The following is a 20,530-nucleotide window of genomic DNA, read 5'->3' on the forward strand; positions in this document are numbered from 1 at the left end:
CCGACACAGCGCCAACGGCCACCTCAGCCCGGAAGCGTTTGAGGCACAACAAGCTGCTTAAAAGCGTGTCCGAAAGTCCTGGGCAGGATCACTGTGGCTGAATCTTCGGTAAGCCTGCCGGGGCGGGCTATGAGTATACAACCATATGAACAGTCACAAGATGCGGACGCGCTATCCTTAATCCTGTTTATTCAATAGCTGGGCAAGAAAACGAAACCGCTTCTTGATCATTTGCCTGATCAACTTCCAGTTAAAGTAGAGCAACTGAGGGATGCTCATGACGTCGAGACTTTCCAATGCGGTCAGGGATACTTTCTGGGCATAGTGAAAACTCAAGCTTCTATCGCCTATACGCTTGTAATACTGGGACATCCAGTAAGCGCTATTAAGCGTTGTGGCATCCCGACTCTGTTGATCCAGAGCAGACCAAACCCCACCAGGGTGCGCGCGATAGGCCCCAAGCTTGATGTCTGACAGATACTTGTAGCCACCAACCTTGCCCAGGCGACTGAAGAAGAAGGCATCCCCGTTGACCACTTTTGAGTGTTCTTCCGGGTACCAGTCATAATCACGCCTGAACATGGTGGTAAATGTCAGGATGAACCAGCCTTGAGACAGCCTTTTTGCAGAGACATCTGCTCTATTGATCGGCGGCAGTTTGGAGGTTTTGACAACTGTTCCGGATTCGACAATGAAGGCGTTGTGTCCACACACTGCATACTTGGGATTATTTGACAGGAAATCCGCCTGCCTCTGAAGCTTGTCGGGATCCAGCCAGTAATCATCGGCATCACACGGAGCAAAATACTCACCAAGGGCTGCCTTGGTGGTAAAAAAAGTAGGCCTCAACCCCTGACTGAACTGGTTCTCTTCCTGGAGTATAGGCTTGATGATCGACGGATAGGCCTCTGCATAACGCCGGATGATATCGGCAGAGTTATCAGTAGAAGCATCATCATGCACAATGATTTCCCAGGGAAAGTCGGTTTTCTGCATCAGAAAACCGTTCAGGGTATCCTCCAGAAAGAGTTCATGATTAAAGCAGTGGCACAATATCGAAACCACGGGCTTGTCTTCCGGATTACTCCAGTAAGCCATGATGTCGGATTCCGGCAGGGGTTCTGGCGGCCTTGGAGCTTGGGAACCAACCGTTAGCACATCCATCGTTACTTTTTCCCTTCCATTACCCATCGAATCGTTCACCCGGGAAATATATTTACTTTAATCGAGCATGAAGCGCTTTGAGCTGCTTCAACATCATCAATGCACCTTCTGCTCTCAACACAAATGATGAAGCCAGATAGCAGGCACATGCCAGCACCCCAGCTAACATTTGCTTGAGCAGGATCGGTGAAATATCAACCTTCATGAAACCCCAAAACACAGCCGCACCAAGCAAAGCTGACAGCACCGGCTTTATCAAATCAAGAAATTGAAGCCAAAATGTGTAACCAATAAGACGGCTGGTATACAAGGTATTGGGAACAAGAGAAAGAACAGAGGCAAGTACCTGCCCAACCACAATACCAAGGACTCCGTAAGATACGGATCCAATCAACACTGCGAGCTGAATCACTTTTTTTATCAGGTTAAGCCGAAGATTGAGATCTGTTCTCCCCTTAACCATGAGCAAATTCACATTCAAGGCGTGAGCGGGATAAAAGAGACCTGTCAGGCAAAGGAGCTGCAGGAAGACCACAGATTGAGCCCATTTCTCATCAAGCAAAACCTCAAAAAGCGGTTTTGCAAAAACCCCTAACCCCAACATGACAAACGACATAGCAAAGACGCTTAACTGCATTATCTGCCGATATCTCTCCTTCAAGACTTCATCATTATCCTGAAGCTTCGAAAGCATGGGAAAAGAGACTCTCTGAATCACACCCGTCATCTGTTGCGAAAGAATTTTGGTGATCTTGTTGGCCATGTAGTAAAGGCCCGTCACTTCCGGACTGAAAAGCTTAGCGATGACTAACGCATAGGAGTTCTTGAAAAGGATATTGAATATATTGGCAACAACCAGGTATTTACCAAAATCAAAAAGCTGAATAAACGCCTGGTAGTTAAACTGAAACCTGGGCAACCAGTGCGTCGAACACCAGAGAAAGACGGTGTTAACAACCTGACTAATGAGCATCTGGGCAACAAGACTCCATACCCCAGCTCCGTTATAGGCCATCACTACAGCAATTACGCCAGAAACCATCGTCCCTGTTGTCGCCGCGAGCATTTGCGACTTGAAATTCATATCGCGGCTAAGAATTGCCGTTTGCACTATCCGAAATGCATTAACGATGACAGCCAAGCCCATGATTATCACCATTGGACCAATCACAGCTTCATCGTAAAAGTCTGCAATACCTCCCGAAATGCTGATGATCAAAAGATAAATGATCAAAGAAATCCCGAGATTGCTCCAGAAAGCTGTGCTCAGTTCCTCATCACTAATTGTCTTGGCCCTGATCAATGCCTGGGTGAAGCCAGCATTGACCATAGCGTTGGAAAGCTCAAAAACAACAGCGACAATAGCAATTAAACCAAACGCTTCTGGCGCTAAAATCGATGCCAAAAAAAGAGTGAAAAAAGTCTGCGCACCTCTGGAAAGAAGAACTTCCAGGAAGGTCCAGAATACGCCCACCCCTATTTTCCTGCTAGATTTCGACACCAAAAATACTCAATCACCAGTCTATTTCATAACCAAGCCAATCATGCAGCTCGGCATTTGGCCTGGAGTAAAATTCGTTCAGAACCGCCATATCATGCTCACCAATTGGCGACACATACGGCTTTTGGTTCTGGATTTTTCTCTCCTTATTTTGCACCGGCTGATGATAAGGCTGGCCAACGAATTCATGACACCGCTTTATCACGGCCTCTGGATCTCGCTTCAACTCACCAAACCCGATAATAAGAAGATTCTCTCTTCCAAAGAAGCTGGCATAACGTTCCAGTTGAGGTTTGTACAACCCCCTCCTTAGCAAACCCGGCTCTTCTTCCGTCTCACCCTGACCAATCAAGTCAAGTTCGTAATTGATATAATCGGAAAAAGACGGGCAGCCATTTTTAAAAAAAACCTTAAAGATGGGGCTTTCGGTACGACCAAGATGATCATTGAGTGTCGATGCAGGGACTTTGCCCTCTTCACTCATGTAACGGTACATATTCCAGGCTGAGTAGGCACGGCTTACCGGCTCTCTCAAAAGAACAATTATCTTGATGTCGGGTTTGTAGGCCTTGATTCTCTCAGGGACTACTTCACGCGCCAGGTATGACGGCGAAGCCTCAAACAACAAATTCTGCTTGCCTGGCAACCTCAGGAAGTGAGATTCATACCACTGATCACCTTTTCCGAAATTGTCCTCTCTGTCGAAGTAATGCAGCTCCTTAATGGTCGAGCCCAACATGCCAGGGGACTTATTCAGATAATCAAACAGGGAAGACGTGCCACACTTCTGAGCTCCGACGATAATGAAATCCGGTCGGCCACCGCCAAAAGCGGCTTCACGCAGGTGTCTTACCGATTTCTTGATGAATGCTTTCAAGACATCACTCACAATTCAGGTTTTGTTTTCCCAGGGAAACCCATCGGCGGATGATTCAACACCTAAAAAATCGACAAACTCCCTGTAAGCGCCGGGCTTAGCCACATTAATCACCAGGAGATCATCCGCCCTGTCGCGGAAGTATTCCTTAATGCAGTGGTTGTGCCATCTGTAGAAGCTCTTGAGTGCGGCTTCGTCATAGGGATCAGATTCCGGGGAGTTGAACAAGGCTCTATTCACATCCCATGGGCGACCTTTATAAGCATTGAAAGCGGTTTTCAGCTGTTCCTTGGTCGGTGGCGTACCATCACCCTCACCCCAAAGCTTCGAATGGAATTGGGTGATGGAACGATACCACTGTTCCTCATCATCACGGACCGTCAGGATGAACTTGCTGCCAGGATAGGCTTGATCAAGGGCCACATAGGTATAAGGAAATGAAAAAGGAGAATCCTGGAATGCTTCAGCCGATTTGCAAAACGCGATGATCGGCTTGAAATCACGTTTCTTCCAGTCTTTAAAAAGTGGTTTCGCTGCTCGCTCACTACCCACCATATAACCAAGGTCGTCCAAGGCCTTTTTCATTGTGGTAGTGCCAGTCTTATTAAACCCCAGCACAAAAACTTTTTGTTTGCCGCGAAAAAGGACTCTCAGCGTGTCCGTGACACTGCGGAGATAGTAATATACAGGCCTGATCAGACGACGTAACCCACTATCGTTAGTCATAATGCTATTCTCCATAACCCAGCACCGCCTTTAGCTCCTGGCACTTGGCATCAGAAGGATACTTATGGGTCGCTCCGGCCCCAAAACGATAACGAAGCAGCTTTTTTATACCAAAGGCATGATAAAGCTTTTTAACAGCTCTAAAGACAAAACCGCTATTCACAAGCAACCCATGGAAATAAATTTCCAGGCCTTTTAGATCCCTGACAATTTCAACTTCCTTCCCGCTTTTCTTTTTGGTATTTACTGCCTGTGAATTGAAGTGTTCGTAAAAATCATCCTGAGTTATGCCTAGAAGCGAACTCCATATAGTGAATGCTTCAGACGCTGGGTCCTTCAATTGATCGTATTCAATAACCGTCACCGGGAAAGATTTCTCTAGGCGAGAAAGCCATTTGCTAAAATGGTATGATTCGAACAAACAATCATCAGGGCGCTCAAGCAATGTATTCGTGTACTTCTCTACGCTGTCGAGCTCTCGAACCTTGCTACAAAAATCCGGGTAGAGTTCAACGTAGAGCGAATACAGATAATCCACCGGCTCTCGAAGAGTCACTACAACTTTGACATTGTATCCGGTAAGCAGCTTTTCCAAATTGGCAAATTTTTCAGCTAGTGTGAGATTAGCCCTACCGGGGTAAGCCACCATAATGCCTTCGTCACTGAAAACATTCAGTCGATCCGGGTTCAGACTTGCCTCAAGAGCTTCCCTTCCTTCCCCAAGGGACATTTTCCCTTCAGCGACATCGCGGATAAATTTTCCACGATAATTTTCCACCGAGACTTTAGCTGTCTTGTAATTGTAATCAAGACACTTGCCTAAAAAATTTATCCGGCCTTCTCTTCCAAGCGGCAAAAACACATTATGTTGTAATGAGCTAGTCGCTGTTTTAGGCAGGCCCAAGTGGAGAAGAAGCGTTGCTGAAGTCATGACCTGAATGCCTTAATTCCCAGAACATCACGAATATCTTCAAGCATGCTTTTCAAGTCCCATTCAGGCTCGAATCCAAACACTTCATTTGTCTTGGACATATCGAACGTAAAATTCGGCTGAGAAGCATTTTCTGGCTTATAGATTTTCTCCACCGCCTCATTCGGAGAAAACACCTCAATCATTGTATCGACCAGTTCATCAAGGCTAACGGGAGCGCCGGTACCGGCATTAAAGGTACCCTGAGCGGTTTCATTATCCACTGCCAAGCCCACCAAGCGTGAAAAATCCTTGATGTAAGGCATATCTTTGGCGTTACCCGGATTACCCCATACCTCTACACTCTTGTTAGCGACGATCGATTTGATCATCTGCACATATGCTTTAACCTTCTCTTTTCCGTCAACAAAGTAGTTAAAGTTCTCATCCGCACAGTAAACCGTCGGGATTCGCAGAATAATGGTCTGCAAGCCCCATTCCTGATGATAATGTTCAATAAGATCGCAGGCAGCCACTTTAGTGATTGCGTAAACGGCATGATCCCCGGTATAGGTCAGCCCTCTTTCTTCATCACTCTTGATCGGCACGCCATTATAAAACTTGTGAGAGACATCAGAGAAGGTCATTACATAGACGACCTTCTTTATGCCTGAGACCCTGCAGTACTCAAGAACATTAAGTGTTCCGGAGATATTCGTGTCGATATAGCGTTGTGGGTGGTAACCAGCCATAGTGGCAGGCATCGCACCAGCTATAAAAATAACCGCTTCATATTCACCGCCCAATGCTTCAAGGCTCGACGGGTCCGTGATATCAACTCTTTGTACATCCACCCCCTCTTCTTCAAACTTGTTTCCCGAGTAGGTAGCCGTAACTCTGTATCGGTCTTTAAGAGAGCCAATAATACCGCGGCCAAGACTGCCCGATGCTCCCAGGACCAAAACGCTCTTCATTTATCACCTCAATAGCCAGATGAGCACATGACTGTCAGGAAAGCGTGTAACGCTTTAATAAATCCACAGTTTCATCCGCCGAACAATTCATGAGAATATCTATCATTGAGAGATCAGGAACAAACTCCTCACCTCTCTGGGCATAGGAAACCCCCTCAGGGCCAATGAACTGTAGATCTACCCCTCTATCCTCAAAGTCTTGCTTTAAATATAACTTTCGTCCACCCGGGACATTAATGTAGGTGTCGGCCCCGAATTTTTCACACAACGCCAGAATCCGGTCTTGAGCCGACAAGCTCCTTTCATATTCAAGGTCGCTGGTTTTCAGCATTTCCTTTTCTATACCCAGATATGAGAACACAACCTTAAAGCTGTGCATGCATAGATCCGCAATAGAGCGGCCAGGGTGTTCAAGAATCTCATTTATCATGGGGAAAACGGCATCAAAATACGGGGATTTTGAATAGCTCTGCTGTATCGCTTGCTGGACTTTCCGAACGTCTTCGGAAAAACTAAGCTCAGAGATCATCTTGAAAGACGACGCACCCGGAACAGGCACAGTAAATCGCGTTACCCCATTTTTATTAAGAATGCTATTCCTGTTGATATACCCCTGTTTAATGTAGGCGACATCGTCATAAACCAGAAAAAGGTCTGCAGCATAAACAAGCTGGTAATAGCCTATATAGGGAAAGAGGTAAGGTTGCATCAGAGCAAGTCTCATTGATTCAACTCTGCCTTTATCGTGTTCGTGATTTTCTTCTGAACTTCCTGATTAAGCCCCGCGTACATCGGAAGACAAAGTATTCGGCTCGCGATCAAGGAAGATTCTGGCTGCACTTTGTGCTGTCCCAGGCAAGGCAGGGATTCCAGTGAGGGATGGAAATATCTTCTGCTCTGAATATCTATCATCGCCAGCGCAGCAATCACTCTTTCCACCTCACCTTCATTGTTTAAAACTATCGGCGCATACGAGAAATTACTGACCAGATCAGCGTCTTGGCATTGAAATTGTACGGTGTCACTCAGCTCCTGCTTGTAGAAGCGCCATACTTTACTTCGAGCATCAATATTGGCATCGATTTCATCAAGGACACACAAGCCCATTGCGGCTTGGAACTCGTTCATTTTGGCATTAATCCCCAACGCTTCAATGCGTCCGGAACCAGCAATACCAAAGTTGATAATTTTTCTTGCGCGTTCGAGGTCTTCTTTTCGCTTGAACACGACGGCACCACCTTCCACTGTGTGGAAAAGCTTGGTGGCATGAAAACTGAGGGTTGCAGCATCACCATGATTTAGCAGACCTTCTCCTTTGAACTTTACGCCAAAGGCATGGGATGCATCATAAATAACTTTCAGGCCGTGCTTCCTGGCAATGGCGTCTATTGCCGACACATCGCAGGCATTGCCAAAAACATGCACAGGAACCAGAGCGCGTGTCTTTGGGGTAATGGCAGATTCAAGCCCGGCAGGATCCAAACACCAGGTCTGAGGGTGTATGTCAGAAAATACAGGGTTGATGCCTTCCCATTTGAGGGAGCTTGCAGACGCGATAAAGGAAAACGGGGTGGTAATTGCCTCTATCTCGGTATCCTGCGCCCCACGACTGAGCTCAAGCGCATGGTAAGCGACTTGCAACGCCTGTGTGCCGTTGGAGACCAACAGAAGATTGCTAACCTGAAGATAATCTTCCAGCCGCGCAGTCAGTTCCTGAACCAGAGGACCATTATTGCTGAGCCATGCACGCTCATAGATTCCGTCAATATACTTGTCCAGCTTCTCGCGGCTCGGTAGGTACGGCTTGACCACAGGAATCATTATGGCCCCTTGATAATATCAAGCAGGTACTGCCCGTACCCGTTTTTCGACAACGAACGCCCAACTTCTTCCACTTGCTCGGTGCTCAGCCAATCTTTCCGCCAGGCGATTTCCTCCAGGCAGGCAATTTTATAGCCCTGCCGTCTTTCGATGGTTTCTACAAACTGGGCGGCTTCCAAAAGGCTTTCATGAGTACCGGTATCCAACCACGCAAAGCCTCGTCCGAGGAGCTCTACATCAAGGTCCCCACGATTAAGATAGGCCTCGTTTACACTGGTAATTTCAACCTCTCCACGCGCTGAGGGCTGCACGGCCTTGGCAATCTCGATGACATCATTGTCATAAAAATAGAGGCCCGTCACCGCGTAATTGGATTTGGGTTTCTCTGGCTTTTCTTCAATGGAGATAGCGCGTTTATTGTCATCAAATTCCACAACACCAAAACGCTCAGGATCTTTCACCTGATAGCCAAACACCGTGGCACCGCTGGTTTTGGCGGCAGCAGCCTGAAGCTTCGGGCTAAAGTTCTGGCCATAGAAGATGTTGTCTCCCAGCACCAGGCAAACGCTATCTTTGCCTATGAATTCCTCACCGAGAATAAATGCTTGTGCAAGTCCATCCGGGCTCGGCTGTATCTTGTATTGCAAAGAGATGCCAAATTGCTCGCCATCACCCAAAAGGCGCTGGTAGCTACTCAGCTCTTCAGCGGTCGTGATAATCAGTATTTCCCGGATTCCCGCCAGCATTAGCACGGATAACGGGTAGTAAATCATCGGCTTGTCGTAAACGGGCAAGAGCTGTTTGGAGACCCCCTTGGTGATGGGATAAAGCCGGGTTCCGGATCCTCCCGCCAGGATGATACCTTTCATGTTTTCTCTCCTTTACCCAAGCGCTCACGACGATAGCTGCCATCTTGAACATGTTGGCACCACTCACTGTTGCTCAAATACCACTCAACAGTCTTTCTGATGCCCGTTTCGAATGTTTCTGCCGGTTTCCAGTTCAATTCACAGGCCATTTTGTTCGCATCAATGGCATAGCGCAGGTCATGGCCGGGCCGGTCCTGCACGTGGGTGATCAGATCATGATAATTTTTCACGTTCTCTGGTTTCTCTGGTACCAGCTCTTCAAGAAGTGCACAGAGGGCATGCACCACCTCAATATTCTGCTTTTCGTTATGACCACCAATATTGTATGTCTCGCCAACCCGACCTTCAGTAACCACCTTGTAGAGTGCACGGGCATGGTCTTCCACGTAGAGCCAGTCTCTGACCTGGGTGCCCTTCCCGTAAACAGGGAGGGGCTTGCCTTCCAGAGCATTGAGAATCATCAGCGGAATCAGCTTTTCCGGAAAATGGTAGGGTCCATAGTTGTTTGAGCAATTCGTAATCAGCGTCGGAAGCCCGTAGGTTCGGCGCCAGGCTCGCACCAGGTGATCAGAGCTCGCCTTGCTGGCCGAATACGGTGAACTGGGGGCATACGGAGTGGATTCAGTAAACAGATCTTCAGGATCTTCCAGATCACCGTAGACTTCATCAGTCGAGATATGATGAAAGCGAAACGCCTGCTGAGCCGTTTCCCCCAGGGATAACCAGTACTGTCGAGCAGCCTCCAGCAAGGTATAGGTCCCGATGATGTTGGTTTCCATGAAGGCCGCAGGGCCATCAATAGATCTGTCTACATGACTTTCCGCAGCGAGGTGCATAACTACGTCAGGTTTATGGGTCTGGAAAACACGCTCCAGCTCCTGTCTGTTGCAGATATCCACCTGCTCGAACGCATAGCGAGGACTGTCAACGACCTCCGCCAGGCTTTCCAGGTTACCGGCGTAGGTCAGCTTGTCCACATTGACTACGCTGCCGTCCGTGTTGTTAATGATGTGACGAATCACAGCGGAACCGATAAAGCCCGCACCGCCGGTAACCAAAATCTTCATGAAATACTCTTTTCGTTCAGTGTCGTCGCTAATGCCGATGAACGGCGTGCCCCCTTTACCTTCAGGCGGGAGCTTAGCCTAGCAGGTCTGTCGCATTGCCGATATTCGTGGGGAATGCACCACCAACCAAGCCATGGTTCGAGGAGAGGGAGAGCATTATCAAACAATCACCAAAGGCAGTGTTCCATACTCAAAGCCAGAACTGTTTCACCGGCCGCAGCCCCTATAAATCCTCATTGTAACCTTTTGCCTGCGATGTAATCACATGAAGTTGAATGATCCATCATTGCAGCGATCAAACGTCCTCACTCAAGGCAACACACCAGCAGCACGGGAATACCCACCCAGGCCACATCAATAATGCCGAATGCAGACAGCTTCAAGCGCTGAGCCCATTCCTGCACCGCAAGAATCATCATCCCCACCACAGTGACGTTGTTCAGAAACGCGCTGAGCAGCGACTACGCTGGCGCAATTAGCTGGAACTGGCTGGAAAGTACTGTCTTGGGTTGGCCAAGTAGCCTGTGAGCCACCCAGTCGATCGCCCCGGGATCGTGTAACGTCGCCTCCACCACGTACAGGACGGCAGAGGTCATAAGCCAGGATTGGCAAAACCTTCCAGCGCTGGGCCGGAGAATAATCACGGTTACCAGCACCGAGGCCACTATCAACAAGGTAAGCAGAATATCCAGATTCAGTCTGCGAACCCTTGCGGTGCAGCACGCATGATCATAAAAGCCGCATTTTACAGCTAAAAAGGGATATAAGAAGGGGTTATTGATTCGAAATAGGAATAAGCAAAGAGTCGGGAAAGCCGCCCCCCTCACCACAGGAGCGGTTTTCGTAGGAGCTTGGCTGCAAGCGATCTCCCGTTTGCCCGGGGCAGGACCATTCGCTTGCAAGCAAGCTCCCACATAAAACCGGCCCTGGCGGCGCGATGTCTTAACTAGCAGCTAGACGCTCGTAGCTAGTACCAGACTACCCCGGCAAACACACCCCCACCGACATCCCCCGGCGCCGATACTGATCCTCCAGCGCGGCCTTCAGCCCGGCTTTTGCCTTCGGGTCCCCATGCACCACCCTGATTTCCTCTGGCCAATCTTCCATCCCCTCCACAAAATCCAGCAGATCCCGCTGGTCTCCATGGGCGGAATAGCCACTGATGGACGTCACCGGCACGGCAATGGAATAGCGCTGACCATCCAGTACCACCTCACCCCCCTGCCCCTCCTGCTGGATCACCCGCCCGGGTGTTCCCCTGGCCTGATACCCCACAAACAGCAGATTATGGCGAGGGTCGGTCAGCATCGCCTTCAGGTAATTCATGATCCGTCCACCGGCACACATGCCGCTGGCGGCTATCACCACTGCCGGACGAGCACTTTCTGCCAGATGACGCACCATGCGCTGATGAGCATCATGATCATCCACGGTAAGCAACTGCTCAAAGCTCAGCGGCCGACGCCCCTCATCAAGACGTTCAAGGGCTTCCGCATCCCAGAAATCATCCAGCTCCCGATACACCCGGGTGAACCGGCTGGCCAGCGGCGAATCGAGAATGATCGGCAGTTCATCCCAATCCAGATGCTCATTCAGCGGCGCAGAGCGATGACGATGAATCAGCCCTTCCAGCTCGTACAGCAATTCCTGGGTACGGCCAATACTGAAGGCGGGAATGAGTAACGTGCCCTTATCCTCCATAGCTCTCATCAAGGCCCGCTCAAGTCGGGCCGAGCGCGCCGCCCGCCCTTCATGCAAGCGGTCCCCGTAGGTGCTTTCGATCACCAGGCAATCGGCCCGGTAAGGTGGCTGCGCGGAACGGAGAATCGGCGCCAGCCTGGCCCCCAGATCCCCGGAGAACACCGTCACATGCCCCTGTGAATTTCGGCAGGAGACCGAGGCCGAACCAAGAATATGCCCCGCCGGCAACAGCTGGACAAAAACCGACTCGCCCTCCAGTGGCAGCGCTGTCCAGGCCTCATAGGGCACCGCCACCAGTCGGGCCTCAAGCAACGTGAGAAATGCCTCCACCTGCTCGGGCTGGCGGCTGATGCCCAGCTTGAAGGCATCCTCCAGCACAATGGGCAGCAACCGCGCGGACGGCTCACTGCAAAACACCGGGCCGTCGTAGCCCGCCGCAAACAGCCACGGCAACCGGCCCACGTGATCAATGTGCACATGGGTCAGCACCACTGCCTGAATCCGGGAAATATCGAAATCAATGGAAAGATCCGACGCAGACGCGCCAGCCGGGCCGGTATCACGGCCCTGAAACAACCCACAGTCAATCAGCACCGAGGCCGACTCGCTCACCACCCATTCATGGGCCGAGCCCGTCACCCCTTGCACCGCACCGTGGTGCACCACATAAGGAAACCCGCCATCCTGGCGTTCATCACGACAATCCATGTTCAATCCTTTGAAAAGCAGCTAATAGCTACGAGCTGCTAGCGACGAGGCAAACAACAAAGTCACTGCCAAATGCACGGACCTCCCTGCCTTTTCTCGTCGCTAGCAGCTCGCGGCTCATAGCTGTATTTCTCCGCACCAATCCCTGGCGCAGCCTTCAACGCTTACGGAGGGAAAAACAACGTACTGTCCGAATGATGCCCCCCAACTGCCCAGATATACAAACAAGCACCCAAGCCTAGGCACCGTAGGAACCTGCCGATGCGTTCTGTTATGAGGAAGTGAGAATCGCCATGGCCGATATTGATAGACGCGGCATCATATTCGAATAGGCTCAGCATTCCCGGCACCCAGAAAATCCTCCCTCGTAGGAGCTGGCCCGCAAACGAACAGTCTAACCCTTTTCCTGCAACAGCCTCTTGCGCTCAAGCCATCAGCACTCTGCTTGAGTCGCAAATAACACTCCCCTTCCAAAGCACCCTGCCGGCTCCCTGCGGGAAAGAAGGCTAAACCCTAAGGCCCGGACCACGACGCTCAATTTTACGCACCGTCATTCTGCCAAAAACTATTCCAACCTGAACACAATAATGGCATAGCAGCAATCGGATATAACTGAAGCGAAAAGGATCACTGATGCAGGAAGAGGCAACGAGCAAAGCAAACATGTTGGTCCACTGGCGTGAAGGCAGTGTAACAACAAGCTTGCAGAAGAAAACGAAGACTCATTGGGCCGAGAGCAGAGTCTGTTTGGCTTGTGCTTGTAGCTTTTTCATTTGTCTTGAACAGCCAATAGCAAGCCAAGGAGGCACCTCCATTACCCTACAGTCAGTTTTCTAACTGAGCTTTTGCGCCGAAACAGGGCCAGCAAACGCCACACCCGGCCAAGCGCATAATCATACAGGGCAAACACCAATGTGAAGGCCGCAAACATCACCCACTCGGGGATCTGGAAGAATTCACCCAGAAGGCCAAAACCAGCAAACAGCATGGCCACAAAAGAAATCAGCACCAGGGCCTGGCGATCAGAGAAGCCAGCTCGCATGAAGATATGATGCAAATGCTCACGATCCGGGTTCATTACCGATTGGCCCTTGCGCGCACGCCGTACCATGATGGCCACCATGTCAATCAGCGGCAACGCAATCAACCACAGCGCAGTCACCGGACGGAAAGCTGCGCCTTCCAGCGGCGCCCCCTGAATCATCAGCCATACAATGGCAAAACCGATGAACATGGAACCCGCATCACCCATGAAGATACGACGCTTGAACGGAGGAATCCGCAAGTTTGCCATCAAGTAGGGAATCAGCGCACAGGACAATCCCAGAGACAACGCCAAACCCGCCTCGTGTTCCGCGGATACCGAAAACAGTAACGCCAGAGACAGCAAGGCAATCAGTGAAAGACTACCTGCCAAGCCATCAATCCCGTCAATCATATTGAACGCATTGGTAGCACCGATCACAGCAGCAATGGACACCAGCGGCCCAAACACACCCAGTTCAATAACGCCTAGCCCAACCAGATTGCCGAACGACTCCAGTGAATCACCAGAGCCATAAACCAGCAACGCCCCCAGCACGACCTGGGCAAGCAGACGGAACCTGGCAGGCAGATCCCGCGCATCATCCACGGCGCCGAGTAACACCAACACAGAGGCACACAACAGGAAAACCAGGTAGCCGGAAGTCAGCGGCATGCCGAGCATAAAGCCCAGAAACACGCCAAGGAAGGCACTCAAACCACCCACCAGGGGCACCGCACCTTTGTGCAATTTACGCTGATCGGGTTTATCCACAAGGCGGAATTTCACCGCAAAGGGCATAAGCATCCGCAAAGAAATCAAGGCAAAAACGCCCGAAAGAAGAGATGTGCCGGCAGCTTCCATGTACAAAACCTAATCAATTAGGTGGCAAAAAAGACCGGGCTCAAGAGAAGGTCCCTCTTCTTGAAGACAGCAGCCCAGGCCCAAATTTCAAAAAAACCAACGCGCGATTCTATTCGCCAGAACAGTGAACCACTACTCAATGACGAAAAAATTACAGCAATTGTATAGCCACAAGGCTAGAAACGGATCCCCTAAATGGGGTAAAGAAGCACAAAATCTGAAAAACCAGAAAATAGTAGTAACCGACACTAACCCCAAAAGGCCATCCCGACCCACCCCACACGAAAGCCTTCCCCGCAGGCGATCTTCAGATCTTGCCCTTCCTCGCAGCTTGCAGCTCAAAGCTGACAGCTCGCAGCTGTTTTTTTTCACCGCCCAACCCAAAGGCCCACCCACTCCTTCATGGCCCGCGCGCTGCCATCCAACGCCCCGGTGTCCGGCAGCCAGCGCTGCCATCCCGGCCGATGTAACACCTCATGATCTGTCGACGCCGGGATCACCGTCATCCCTACCTCCTCGAACCGTGCCACCGCCCTGGGCATATGCAGCGCCGAAGTCACCAGCAGAATCCGGTTAACGCCCCCCTCAGCAAGGAGACCTGCAGTAAAAGCTGCATTCTGGGAGGTATTACGGCTGGCAGACTCAAGGAGCAACACATCGCGCTCTACCCCCATGGCCCCAATAAAAAGAGCCATGGATTCCGCCTCTGAAAATACACTGTATTCAGGATCACTACCGCCACTCAGCACCACCAACGGCGCCTTACCCGCATGAAACAACCTGGCTCCAAACCACACACGGTCAGCACCGCCCTCAAGGTTAGGCATGTCACTACCCATCGAAGGCGGCGTCACGCCGCCCCCCAAGACCACAATCGCGTCCACCTCTGGCAGGGCCGAGACCGTCACGGGAGGAAACTGTCCTTCCAGGGTGGCACGCAACCGGTCACTGGCAACAGGCAGCGACCACACCCACAACCACCCCAAAGCCAGGAAACCCAGCAGCAAAGAGAAACGACGCCACTTACACAACGCAAAAAGCACCGCGACAGCACCGAGAAACAACGAAGCTCCCAGCGGAGATATAAGGGCAATGGCAAATTTGGAAAGGATGTACATGAATAATGCCTATGCTGTATTAACCGGCAAGGCAATCGAGATAAGCCTGGACCACCCGCGCCTCACTGAAAGAGGCTTCCATCCGCGCACGGGCCGCCACCCCCGCCTGCTGCCGATCTTCTTCCCCCATTGCGATGAATTTCAACATCTGCTCTGCAAGAGATTCAGCACTGCGTGCCTCACAAAGCCAGCCAGTCTTGCCAGCTTCAATGGCCTGCCGACAACCCGGCACATCCGTCACAATAGCCGGTCGGCCCATGGCCGCCGCTTCGAGTACCGTACGAGGCATCCCTTCACGGTAGGACGGCAACACCAGCACATGGGATTCCGCAATCACCGGGCGCACATCGTCGGTTGCACCGCGATACTCGAGAATACCGTCACCCTGCCAACCAGCGACTTCCGCTTCACTAACCGCACTGTGGTTACTCACCCCCAACGGCCCCACCAACAGACAACGCACCGGAAAACCCTGCGCCTTGAGCAGCCGGCACGCGCCGGCGTACTCCCGCACACCTTTGTCCCCCATCAGGCGGGCAATCATCACAAAGGTAATCGTCTCAGTGGCAGGCAGAGGCTGCATACTAAAATGCTCAAGGTCCACACCGGAGCCCGGCAACAGTGTTAGCGGCGTATCACCCAGCAACCCGGCATTCCGGAATACCGCCAGATCCTCCTCATTCTGAAAGAACAAATGCCGTGCCCGGCGATTCACCCAGCCATACACCTGCCGTACCCGCCGAAACAGCCAGGAATCATGGATAAAAGCCGTCCCCAGGCCAGAGACATTGTTGGAAAACGGCACCCGCAACACCGTACACGCCAAGCCACCATAAAGGTTCAGCTTGATGGTGAAGTTAAAGACGAAAACCGGCTTGTGGCGTCGGAACGTCTGCCAGATGAACAACAGGCTGCGAAGCTCCTGAAGCGCACCGGTGCTCTTCCCCACCATGGGTAGCGGCACATGCTCAGCACCCAGCTCATACTCAAGTCTTTGGCTGAAGTCATCCAGAGGCGAAAGGCATACCACCTTGTAACCTTGGTCTTTAAGGGCACTAATAGTGCTCTTACGGAAGTTATACAAGTACCAGGAGGTATTCGACGTGAGAAAAACCGTATCCATACAACTCACCAAGGCTGCCTATGCAGAAAACCAAGTCTGATATGGCAACCATAAGAAGGAATGCGTGGCAAAAACCAGCCAGACAAACTGGACCAGCGCGTAATACCCAATAATCCCTATCGTAATTAACCCTCGGAACCGCGGATCACGGGAAATAAACGGCAGGTGCGAGAAGACAAAAAGCTGAACAGGAATCAGGTATAGCGCAACACGGTCAGTAGCGGTAGAAGAAACAGCCACCAACGGCACACATACCATCGACAGCACCGACATCCACCACCAGAGCTTTCGCTCATTGGGATTCAACTCAAAATATCGGTGTAAAAACAAGAATATCGCTGCAGGAACAGCGTTCATAAGAACACGGATCATTCCCCCCTGGGACTGCAAATCCGCTTCTACGTAATTCGCCCAGAGGCGATCCGCAGAGTCAAAGACAAACAAATAAGCAGCCGCTAGAGAAATGACGCCGCCCCATAAAAAGCTCCAAATCCGATTGGATGTGGACGCCAGGGCGGCAACCGGCAGCATCAACACCGCCGACTTGTGAAACGTCGCACCCAGCACAACCCAGAATACAAAACCAGCCATCCTGCCATTGCGAAGCGATACAAGACCCATCATCAGCAGCCCCAACGCCGCGCCCTGGCGGGAATAGCCCATGCCGACCACAATAATCAAATACGGCACCGCCACCAGGAGAGCCAACCAGGGTAAAGGCAGCGTGCGGCAAAACCGTACCAACCCGGCCATCACCAGCATGCCACAAACGGTGTTGACCCAATAAATAGCCCCACCGGACTGGGCAACCACCCAGCAAAGCAAGTGATAACCCGGATCTTCGCCCTGAAGAACCTCCCACAATGACTTCAGTGATTGCTGATCCAATATGCGGCTATAGGCAAACCAATCCCCCCCCACCTGATGGCGAAGGCCAATGGCCAAAGAAAAGAAAAGNGAAAGAAAAACCAATAGGGCAACATTAATGGCTCCTGAAATGGACACGTCTCATGCGCTCACCCTTGGCCGCCAATGTCCGGACCACGCAACAAGCTGCAAGACTACCCACAGCTGTTGTGCATGATGCCCCTTACCCTGAAGGTGCGCCTGCCAACAGCGTTGCACGGCCTTACTATCCAGCATGGGAAGTTGAGATAACGCCTGCGGAGACAGTAACGACTCGGCCCACTCACGCAGAGGGCCACGCAACCACTCATCCAGCGGTACCGCAAACCCCATTTTGGGACGCTCGATCAATTCTCGAGGGACATGCCGATACAAAATATCACGCAATACCCGTTTGCCCTCTCCCTCTGCCACTCGCTGGGAGAGCGGCAACCGCCAGGCAGTCTTGAATACCTCCGGATCGAGGAACGGAGCCCTGACTTCCAGGCTCGATGCCATACTGGCACGATCCACCTTGACCAGCACGTCATCCACCATATAGGTCAGGGTGTCCATCAGCATCATCCACTCAGCCTGGCTGAAACCCGCAAACGCCGTTAGATCAATAGCCTCAGGCCTTGCCTGCCTGGAATTCCCATTCAACAACGCACCAGGATGCCGATTCATGGAGGAAAGGTCGGTATAGAGGGCAGAAAATGAATCACAGGACAACACGTCAGCCAGCTTGTAGAGCTTTTCGCCAAACGTTCGCACCTGAAACCGGGAAGGCATCACCCGCGATGCTGCCTGCATCAGCTTGTCGTACCCACCTGATGAAACCGTCCTGATCAAGCCACCCAACGCATGTCTAACCACTAATGGCAAACCGGAGACTTTCGACCAAACACGTGGCCCCCATAGATGACGGTTATAACCACCAAACATCTCATCACCGCCGTCACCACTCAGCGCTACAGTCACATAGTCTCGTGTCAGTGAAGACACCAAACAGGTTGGCAACTGGGAAGAATCTGCAAACGGCTCGTCATACAATTGGGGCAATCTGGGAACCAGGTCCAGCGCCATATCAGCATTAGCGCGCAAAGTGGTGTGATCCGTACCAAGATGGGCAGCCACGGCCGCCGCATGGCTGGATTCATCATAGCGCGTATCATCGAAGCCGACTGAAAAAGTTTTAACTGGGCGAGATGCCTGTTTCTGCATCAGGGCAACAATCAAAGAACTGTCCACACCGCCGGACAAGAAAGCCCCAAGCGGCACGTCCGCCTCCATCATACGCCCAACAGCACCCTGCAGGACGGATTCCACCTCTTCCGATGTGGCTGGTTGCGTCTCTCGCGCGTCGAGCATCTCGCTGGCCACGTCAGTGGACGACCACCAAATAGAGGGCACAGGACGTACTCCCGATGCAAGCTCGCACCGTGATAGCGTGAGGCTTGCCCCCGGAGAAAGCTTAAATACATCCCGGAAGATGCTGCGACGACCGCCTACACAACCATAGCGTAGGTAGTTTTCAACAACCGAGTTATCCAGTTCGCCCTGCCAGCCGGGAACTGAATGCAGCGCCTTCAACTCTGAGGCAAACACAAACCCGCCGGCCACCCAGCCATAATAGAGCGGCTTCTCACCGAAACGATCCCGTGCAAGGGTCAAACATTGTTCTCGGCGGTCCCACAAAGCCAGTGCAAACATCCCACTGGCCGCGCTTAACGTCGCCTCTACACCTTGAACAGCAAAAGAGACAAGGAGAGTTTCAGTATCCGAATGCCCTCGCCAGGAAACCGGCGATTCCACTCGCGCTTCAATCGCTGATCGAAGCGCTAGGTGATTGTAGATCTCACCATTAAAGACCAGTACATAGCGGCCACAGGGAGACACCATGGGCTGATGCCCGGCTTCAGTCAGGTCAACAATGGATAATCGACGATGCCCAAGCGCCAGGCCTGCATCGTCATCGGCCCACACGCCCTGGCTATCCGGCCCACGGGAAATGATCGTCTCCGCCATGGACTGCACCGTGGAAGCCAAGTCCCGCCCCCCAACCGCAGCAGGCGGGTTTATCAAGCCCACTATGCCGCACATGAGATAACTCTCGAGAAAACTGCGCGATTAGACCGCAAGAACATGCCTGCAAGCCTCCAGCACATCATCACGGTATAAGGGTTTGTCCTGCCAGGTTTGAACCGCATTGCGAGAAAGCCGCTGATATTCCTCAGGATCATCAAGCAACCGCAAGACAGATCTAACCGCGCTCTCATCATCATGGACCAGCACCGCATTGTGGCCATCCTGACAATATCGGGGAATCTCCCCCACCGGGGTCACCACAGGCACCAGTCCTAGCTGCATGGCTTCCACCACGGACATGGCCATGCCTTCATCAACGCTGGTTTGCAGATAAAAAGAACCATTGTTAGCGAAAGCGAAGATATCCTCACGATCCATGCAACCGGGAAATTCAACATTCTGTATGCCCGTTTCAACAATCAGCTTTCGGAGGAAGGCTAATTCGCCATCATCAGGGCCTATTATGGAAAAAGACGCGTCAGGAAAAAATTCCTGGAACTCATGAAAAACCGTTAAGGCCCTGCCAAGACCTTTCATGGAGTGAATTCTGCCCCAAAATACAAAGCGCGGTTTCGGGGTCATCCGCTGAACGGGAGAAACACGATCAACCAGAAATGAGATAACTCTCGCCTTCCGGTGCCAGCGGCCAGGCACACGAGCATTGAGAGTAGACAAGCTATCAGCCCAAATCTCGCTGGAAAGGCACATGGAAAAGTAGTTCAAGATAAAATCGAGCCAGTGGACTGTACAGGCTGAATGGAGAAAGGTCACAGCTCTGACGCGGGGCCGGAACAGCTTGTAAAAGACAAGAACCGCGCAACAGCGCCATAATGAGGCGATAACAAGGTCCGGCTTCAATCTGAGGAGCCGCCCGAGCGCGCGAAAATAAACACCAGGCTGGTTCTCACTTTCATTTCTCTGTTTATCCGCGAGATACAATCGAGAAAATGAGAATCCATCATAAGTGCCATCAGCAATGCTCTTGGCCGCAACCTCAACACCACCAACCGCATCATAGGGAACCAGATGCGCCACATTATATGTCCCCCTGACTAAACTATGATCACTCATAAACGCCGACACCAAGACTCAAATAATATAAATCCAAAT

General features: G+C 51.4%; 17 protein-coding genes. All 17 read right to left on the reverse strand.

Annotated features, from left to right (window positions below; all coding sequences use genetic code 11):
* Nucleotides 1–177 precede the first annotated feature (177 nt).
* Nucleotides 178–1,164: a glycosyltransferase gene (locus GQF00_RS14620; protein WP_161319930.1), complete on the reverse strand. Its 987-nt coding sequence runs from the start codon at nucleotides 1,162–1,164 to the stop codon at nucleotides 178–180.
* A 52-nt stretch (nucleotides 1,165–1,216) separates the two neighbouring features.
* Nucleotides 1,217–2,638 (reverse strand): lipopolysaccharide biosynthesis protein, encoded by a 1,422-nt coding sequence (locus GQF00_RS14625; RefSeq protein WP_161319931.1) that lies wholly within the window; start codon nucleotides 2,636–2,638, stop codon nucleotides 1,217–1,219.
* A gap of 40 nt (nucleotides 2,639–2,678) precedes the next feature.
* Nucleotides 2,679–3,542 carry a sulfotransferase domain-containing protein gene (locus GQF00_RS14630; RefSeq protein ID WP_161319932.1) on the reverse strand — a complete coding sequence of 288 codons (864 nt, stop codon included), beginning with the start codon at nucleotides 3,540–3,542 and terminating at the stop codon, nucleotides 2,679–2,681.
* 15 nt (nucleotides 3,543–3,557) lie between these two features.
* A complete protein-coding gene (locus GQF00_RS14635) occupies nucleotides 3,558–4,268 on the reverse strand; it encodes a sulfotransferase (RefSeq protein WP_161319933.1) in 711 nt (236 codons plus the stop codon).
* A gap of 4 nt (nucleotides 4,269–4,272) precedes the next feature.
* Nucleotides 4,273–5,199 carry a hypothetical protein gene (locus tag GQF00_RS14640; protein ID WP_161319934.1) on the reverse strand — a complete coding sequence of 309 codons (927 nt, stop codon included), beginning with the start codon at nucleotides 5,197–5,199 and terminating at the stop codon, nucleotides 4,273–4,275.
* Nucleotides 5,196–6,152, reverse strand: a complete 957-nt coding sequence (locus GQF00_RS14645; RefSeq protein WP_161319935.1) for an NAD(P)-dependent oxidoreductase — start codon at nucleotides 6,150–6,152, stop codon at nucleotides 5,196–5,198. Before GQF00_RS14645 ends, GQF00_RS14640 begins: the two co-directional genes overlap by 4 nt.
* A gap of 34 nt (nucleotides 6,153–6,186) precedes the next feature.
* Nucleotides 6,187–6,876, reverse strand: a complete 690-nt coding sequence (locus GQF00_RS14650; RefSeq protein WP_161319936.1) for a WbqC family protein — start codon at nucleotides 6,874–6,876, stop codon at nucleotides 6,187–6,189.
* Entirely contained in the window at nucleotides 6,873–7,973 is a 1,101-nt protein-coding gene (locus tag GQF00_RS14655) for a DegT/DnrJ/EryC1/StrS aminotransferase family protein (RefSeq protein WP_161319937.1), read from the reverse strand. The genes GQF00_RS14650 and GQF00_RS14655 overlap by 4 nt, the downstream gene beginning before the upstream one ends.
* The gene (gene rfbA / locus GQF00_RS14660; protein ID WP_161319938.1) at nucleotides 7,973–8,842 is read right to left on the reverse strand and encodes a glucose-1-phosphate thymidylyltransferase RfbA; all 870 of its coding nucleotides are present in this window, start codon (nucleotides 8,840–8,842) and stop codon (nucleotides 7,973–7,975) included. The genes GQF00_RS14655 and rfbA overlap by 1 nt, the downstream gene beginning before the upstream one ends.
* On the reverse strand, nucleotides 8,839–9,909 hold the full coding sequence (gene rfbB, locus GQF00_RS14665; RefSeq protein ID WP_161319939.1) for a dTDP-glucose 4,6-dehydratase: 1,071 nt from the start codon (nucleotides 9,907–9,909) through the stop codon (nucleotides 8,839–8,841). Before rfbB ends, rfbA begins: the two co-directional genes overlap by 4 nt.
* Nucleotides 9,910–10,887: 978 nt before the next feature.
* On the reverse strand, nucleotides 10,888–12,318 hold the full coding sequence (locus GQF00_RS14675) for an MBL fold metallo-hydrolase (protein ID WP_161319940.1): 1,431 nt from the start codon (nucleotides 12,316–12,318) through the stop codon (nucleotides 10,888–10,890).
* Between the two features lie 814 nt (nucleotides 12,319–13,132).
* Nucleotides 13,133–14,206, reverse strand: a complete 1,074-nt coding sequence (gene wecA, locus GQF00_RS14680) for a UDP-N-acetylglucosamine--undecaprenyl-phosphate N-acetylglucosaminephosphotransferase (RefSeq protein ID WP_161319941.1) — start codon at nucleotides 14,204–14,206, stop codon at nucleotides 13,133–13,135.
* Nucleotides 14,207–14,574: 368 nt separating this feature from the next.
* Nucleotides 14,575–15,324: a YdcF family protein gene (locus GQF00_RS14685; RefSeq protein ID WP_161319942.1), complete on the reverse strand. Its 750-nt coding sequence runs from the start codon at nucleotides 15,322–15,324 to the stop codon at nucleotides 14,575–14,577.
* Between the two features lie 19 nt (nucleotides 15,325–15,343).
* Nucleotides 15,344–16,447, reverse strand: a complete 1,104-nt coding sequence (locus GQF00_RS14690; protein ID WP_161319943.1) for a glycosyltransferase family 4 protein — start codon at nucleotides 16,445–16,447, stop codon at nucleotides 15,344–15,346.
* Nucleotides 16,448–16,465: 18 nt separating this feature from the next.
* Nucleotides 16,466–17,452, reverse strand: coding sequence for an EpsG family protein (locus GQF00_RS14695; protein WP_161319944.1), 987 nt, complete (start codon nucleotides 17,450–17,452; stop codon nucleotides 16,466–16,468).
* Nucleotides 17,453–17,455: 3 nt separating this feature from the next.
* Nucleotides 17,456–19,435 carry an asparagine synthase (glutamine-hydrolyzing) gene (gene asnB, locus GQF00_RS14700; protein WP_161319945.1) on the reverse strand — a complete coding sequence of 660 codons (1,980 nt, stop codon included), beginning with the start codon at nucleotides 19,433–19,435 and terminating at the stop codon, nucleotides 17,456–17,458.
* A gap of 27 nt (nucleotides 19,436–19,462) precedes the next feature.
* Nucleotides 19,463–20,455: a glycosyltransferase family 4 protein gene (locus GQF00_RS14705; protein ID WP_161319946.1), complete on the reverse strand. Its 993-nt coding sequence runs from the start codon at nucleotides 20,453–20,455 to the stop codon at nucleotides 19,463–19,465.
* Between the last annotated feature and the right edge of the window lie 75 nt (nucleotides 20,456–20,530).

The organism is Alcanivorax sp. DP30 (assembly GCF_009882945.1).
GTDB lineage: Bacteria > Pseudomonadota > Gammaproteobacteria > Pseudomonadales > Alcanivoracaceae > Alcanivorax.

Coding starts and splice junctions, on each gene's coding strand:
- GQF00_RS14635 (WP_161319933.1), bottom strand. CDS start 4,268: ATGACTAACGATAGTGGGTTACGTCGTCTGATCAGGCCTGTATATTAC.
- GQF00_RS14640 (WP_161319934.1), bottom strand. CDS start 5,199: ATGACTTCAGCAACGCTTCTTCTCCACTTGGGCCTGCCTAAAACAGCG.
- asnB (WP_161319945.1), bottom strand. CDS start 19,435: ATGTGCGGCATAGTGGGCTTGATAAACCCGCCTGCTGCGGTTGGGGGG.
- GQF00_RS14650 (WP_161319936.1), bottom strand. CDS start 6,876: ATGAGACTTGCTCTGATGCAACCTTACCTCTTTCCCTATATAGGCTAT.
- GQF00_RS14685 (WP_161319942.1), bottom strand. CDS start 15,324: ATGTACATCCTTTCCAAATTTGCCATTGCCCTTATATCTCCGCTGGGA.
- GQF00_RS14690 (WP_161319943.1), bottom strand. CDS start 16,447: ATGGATACGGTTTTTCTCACGTCGAATACCTCCTGGTACTTGTATAAC.
- GQF00_RS14675 (WP_161319940.1), bottom strand. CDS start 12,318: ATGGATTGTCGTGATGAACGCCAGGATGGCGGGTTTCCTTATGTGGTG.
- GQF00_RS14645 (WP_161319935.1), bottom strand. CDS start 6,152: ATGAAGAGCGTTTTGGTCCTGGGAGCATCGGGCAGTCTTGGCCGCGGT.
- rfbA (WP_161319938.1), bottom strand. CDS start 8,842: ATGAAAGGTATCATCCTGGCGGGAGGATCCGGAACCCGGCTTTATCCC.
- wecA (WP_161319941.1), bottom strand. CDS start 14,206: ATGGAAGCTGCCGGCACATCTCTTCTTTCGGGCGTTTTTGCCTTGATT.
- rfbB (WP_161319939.1), bottom strand. CDS start 9,909: ATGAAGATTTTGGTTACCGGCGGTGCGGGCTTTATCGGTTCCGCTGTG.
- GQF00_RS14655 (WP_161319937.1), bottom strand. CDS start 7,973: ATGATTCCTGTGGTCAAGCCGTACCTACCGAGCCGCGAGAAGCTGGAC.
- GQF00_RS14620 (WP_161319930.1), bottom strand. CDS start 1,164: ATGGATGTGCTAACGGTTGGTTCCCAAGCTCCAAGGCCGCCAGAACCC.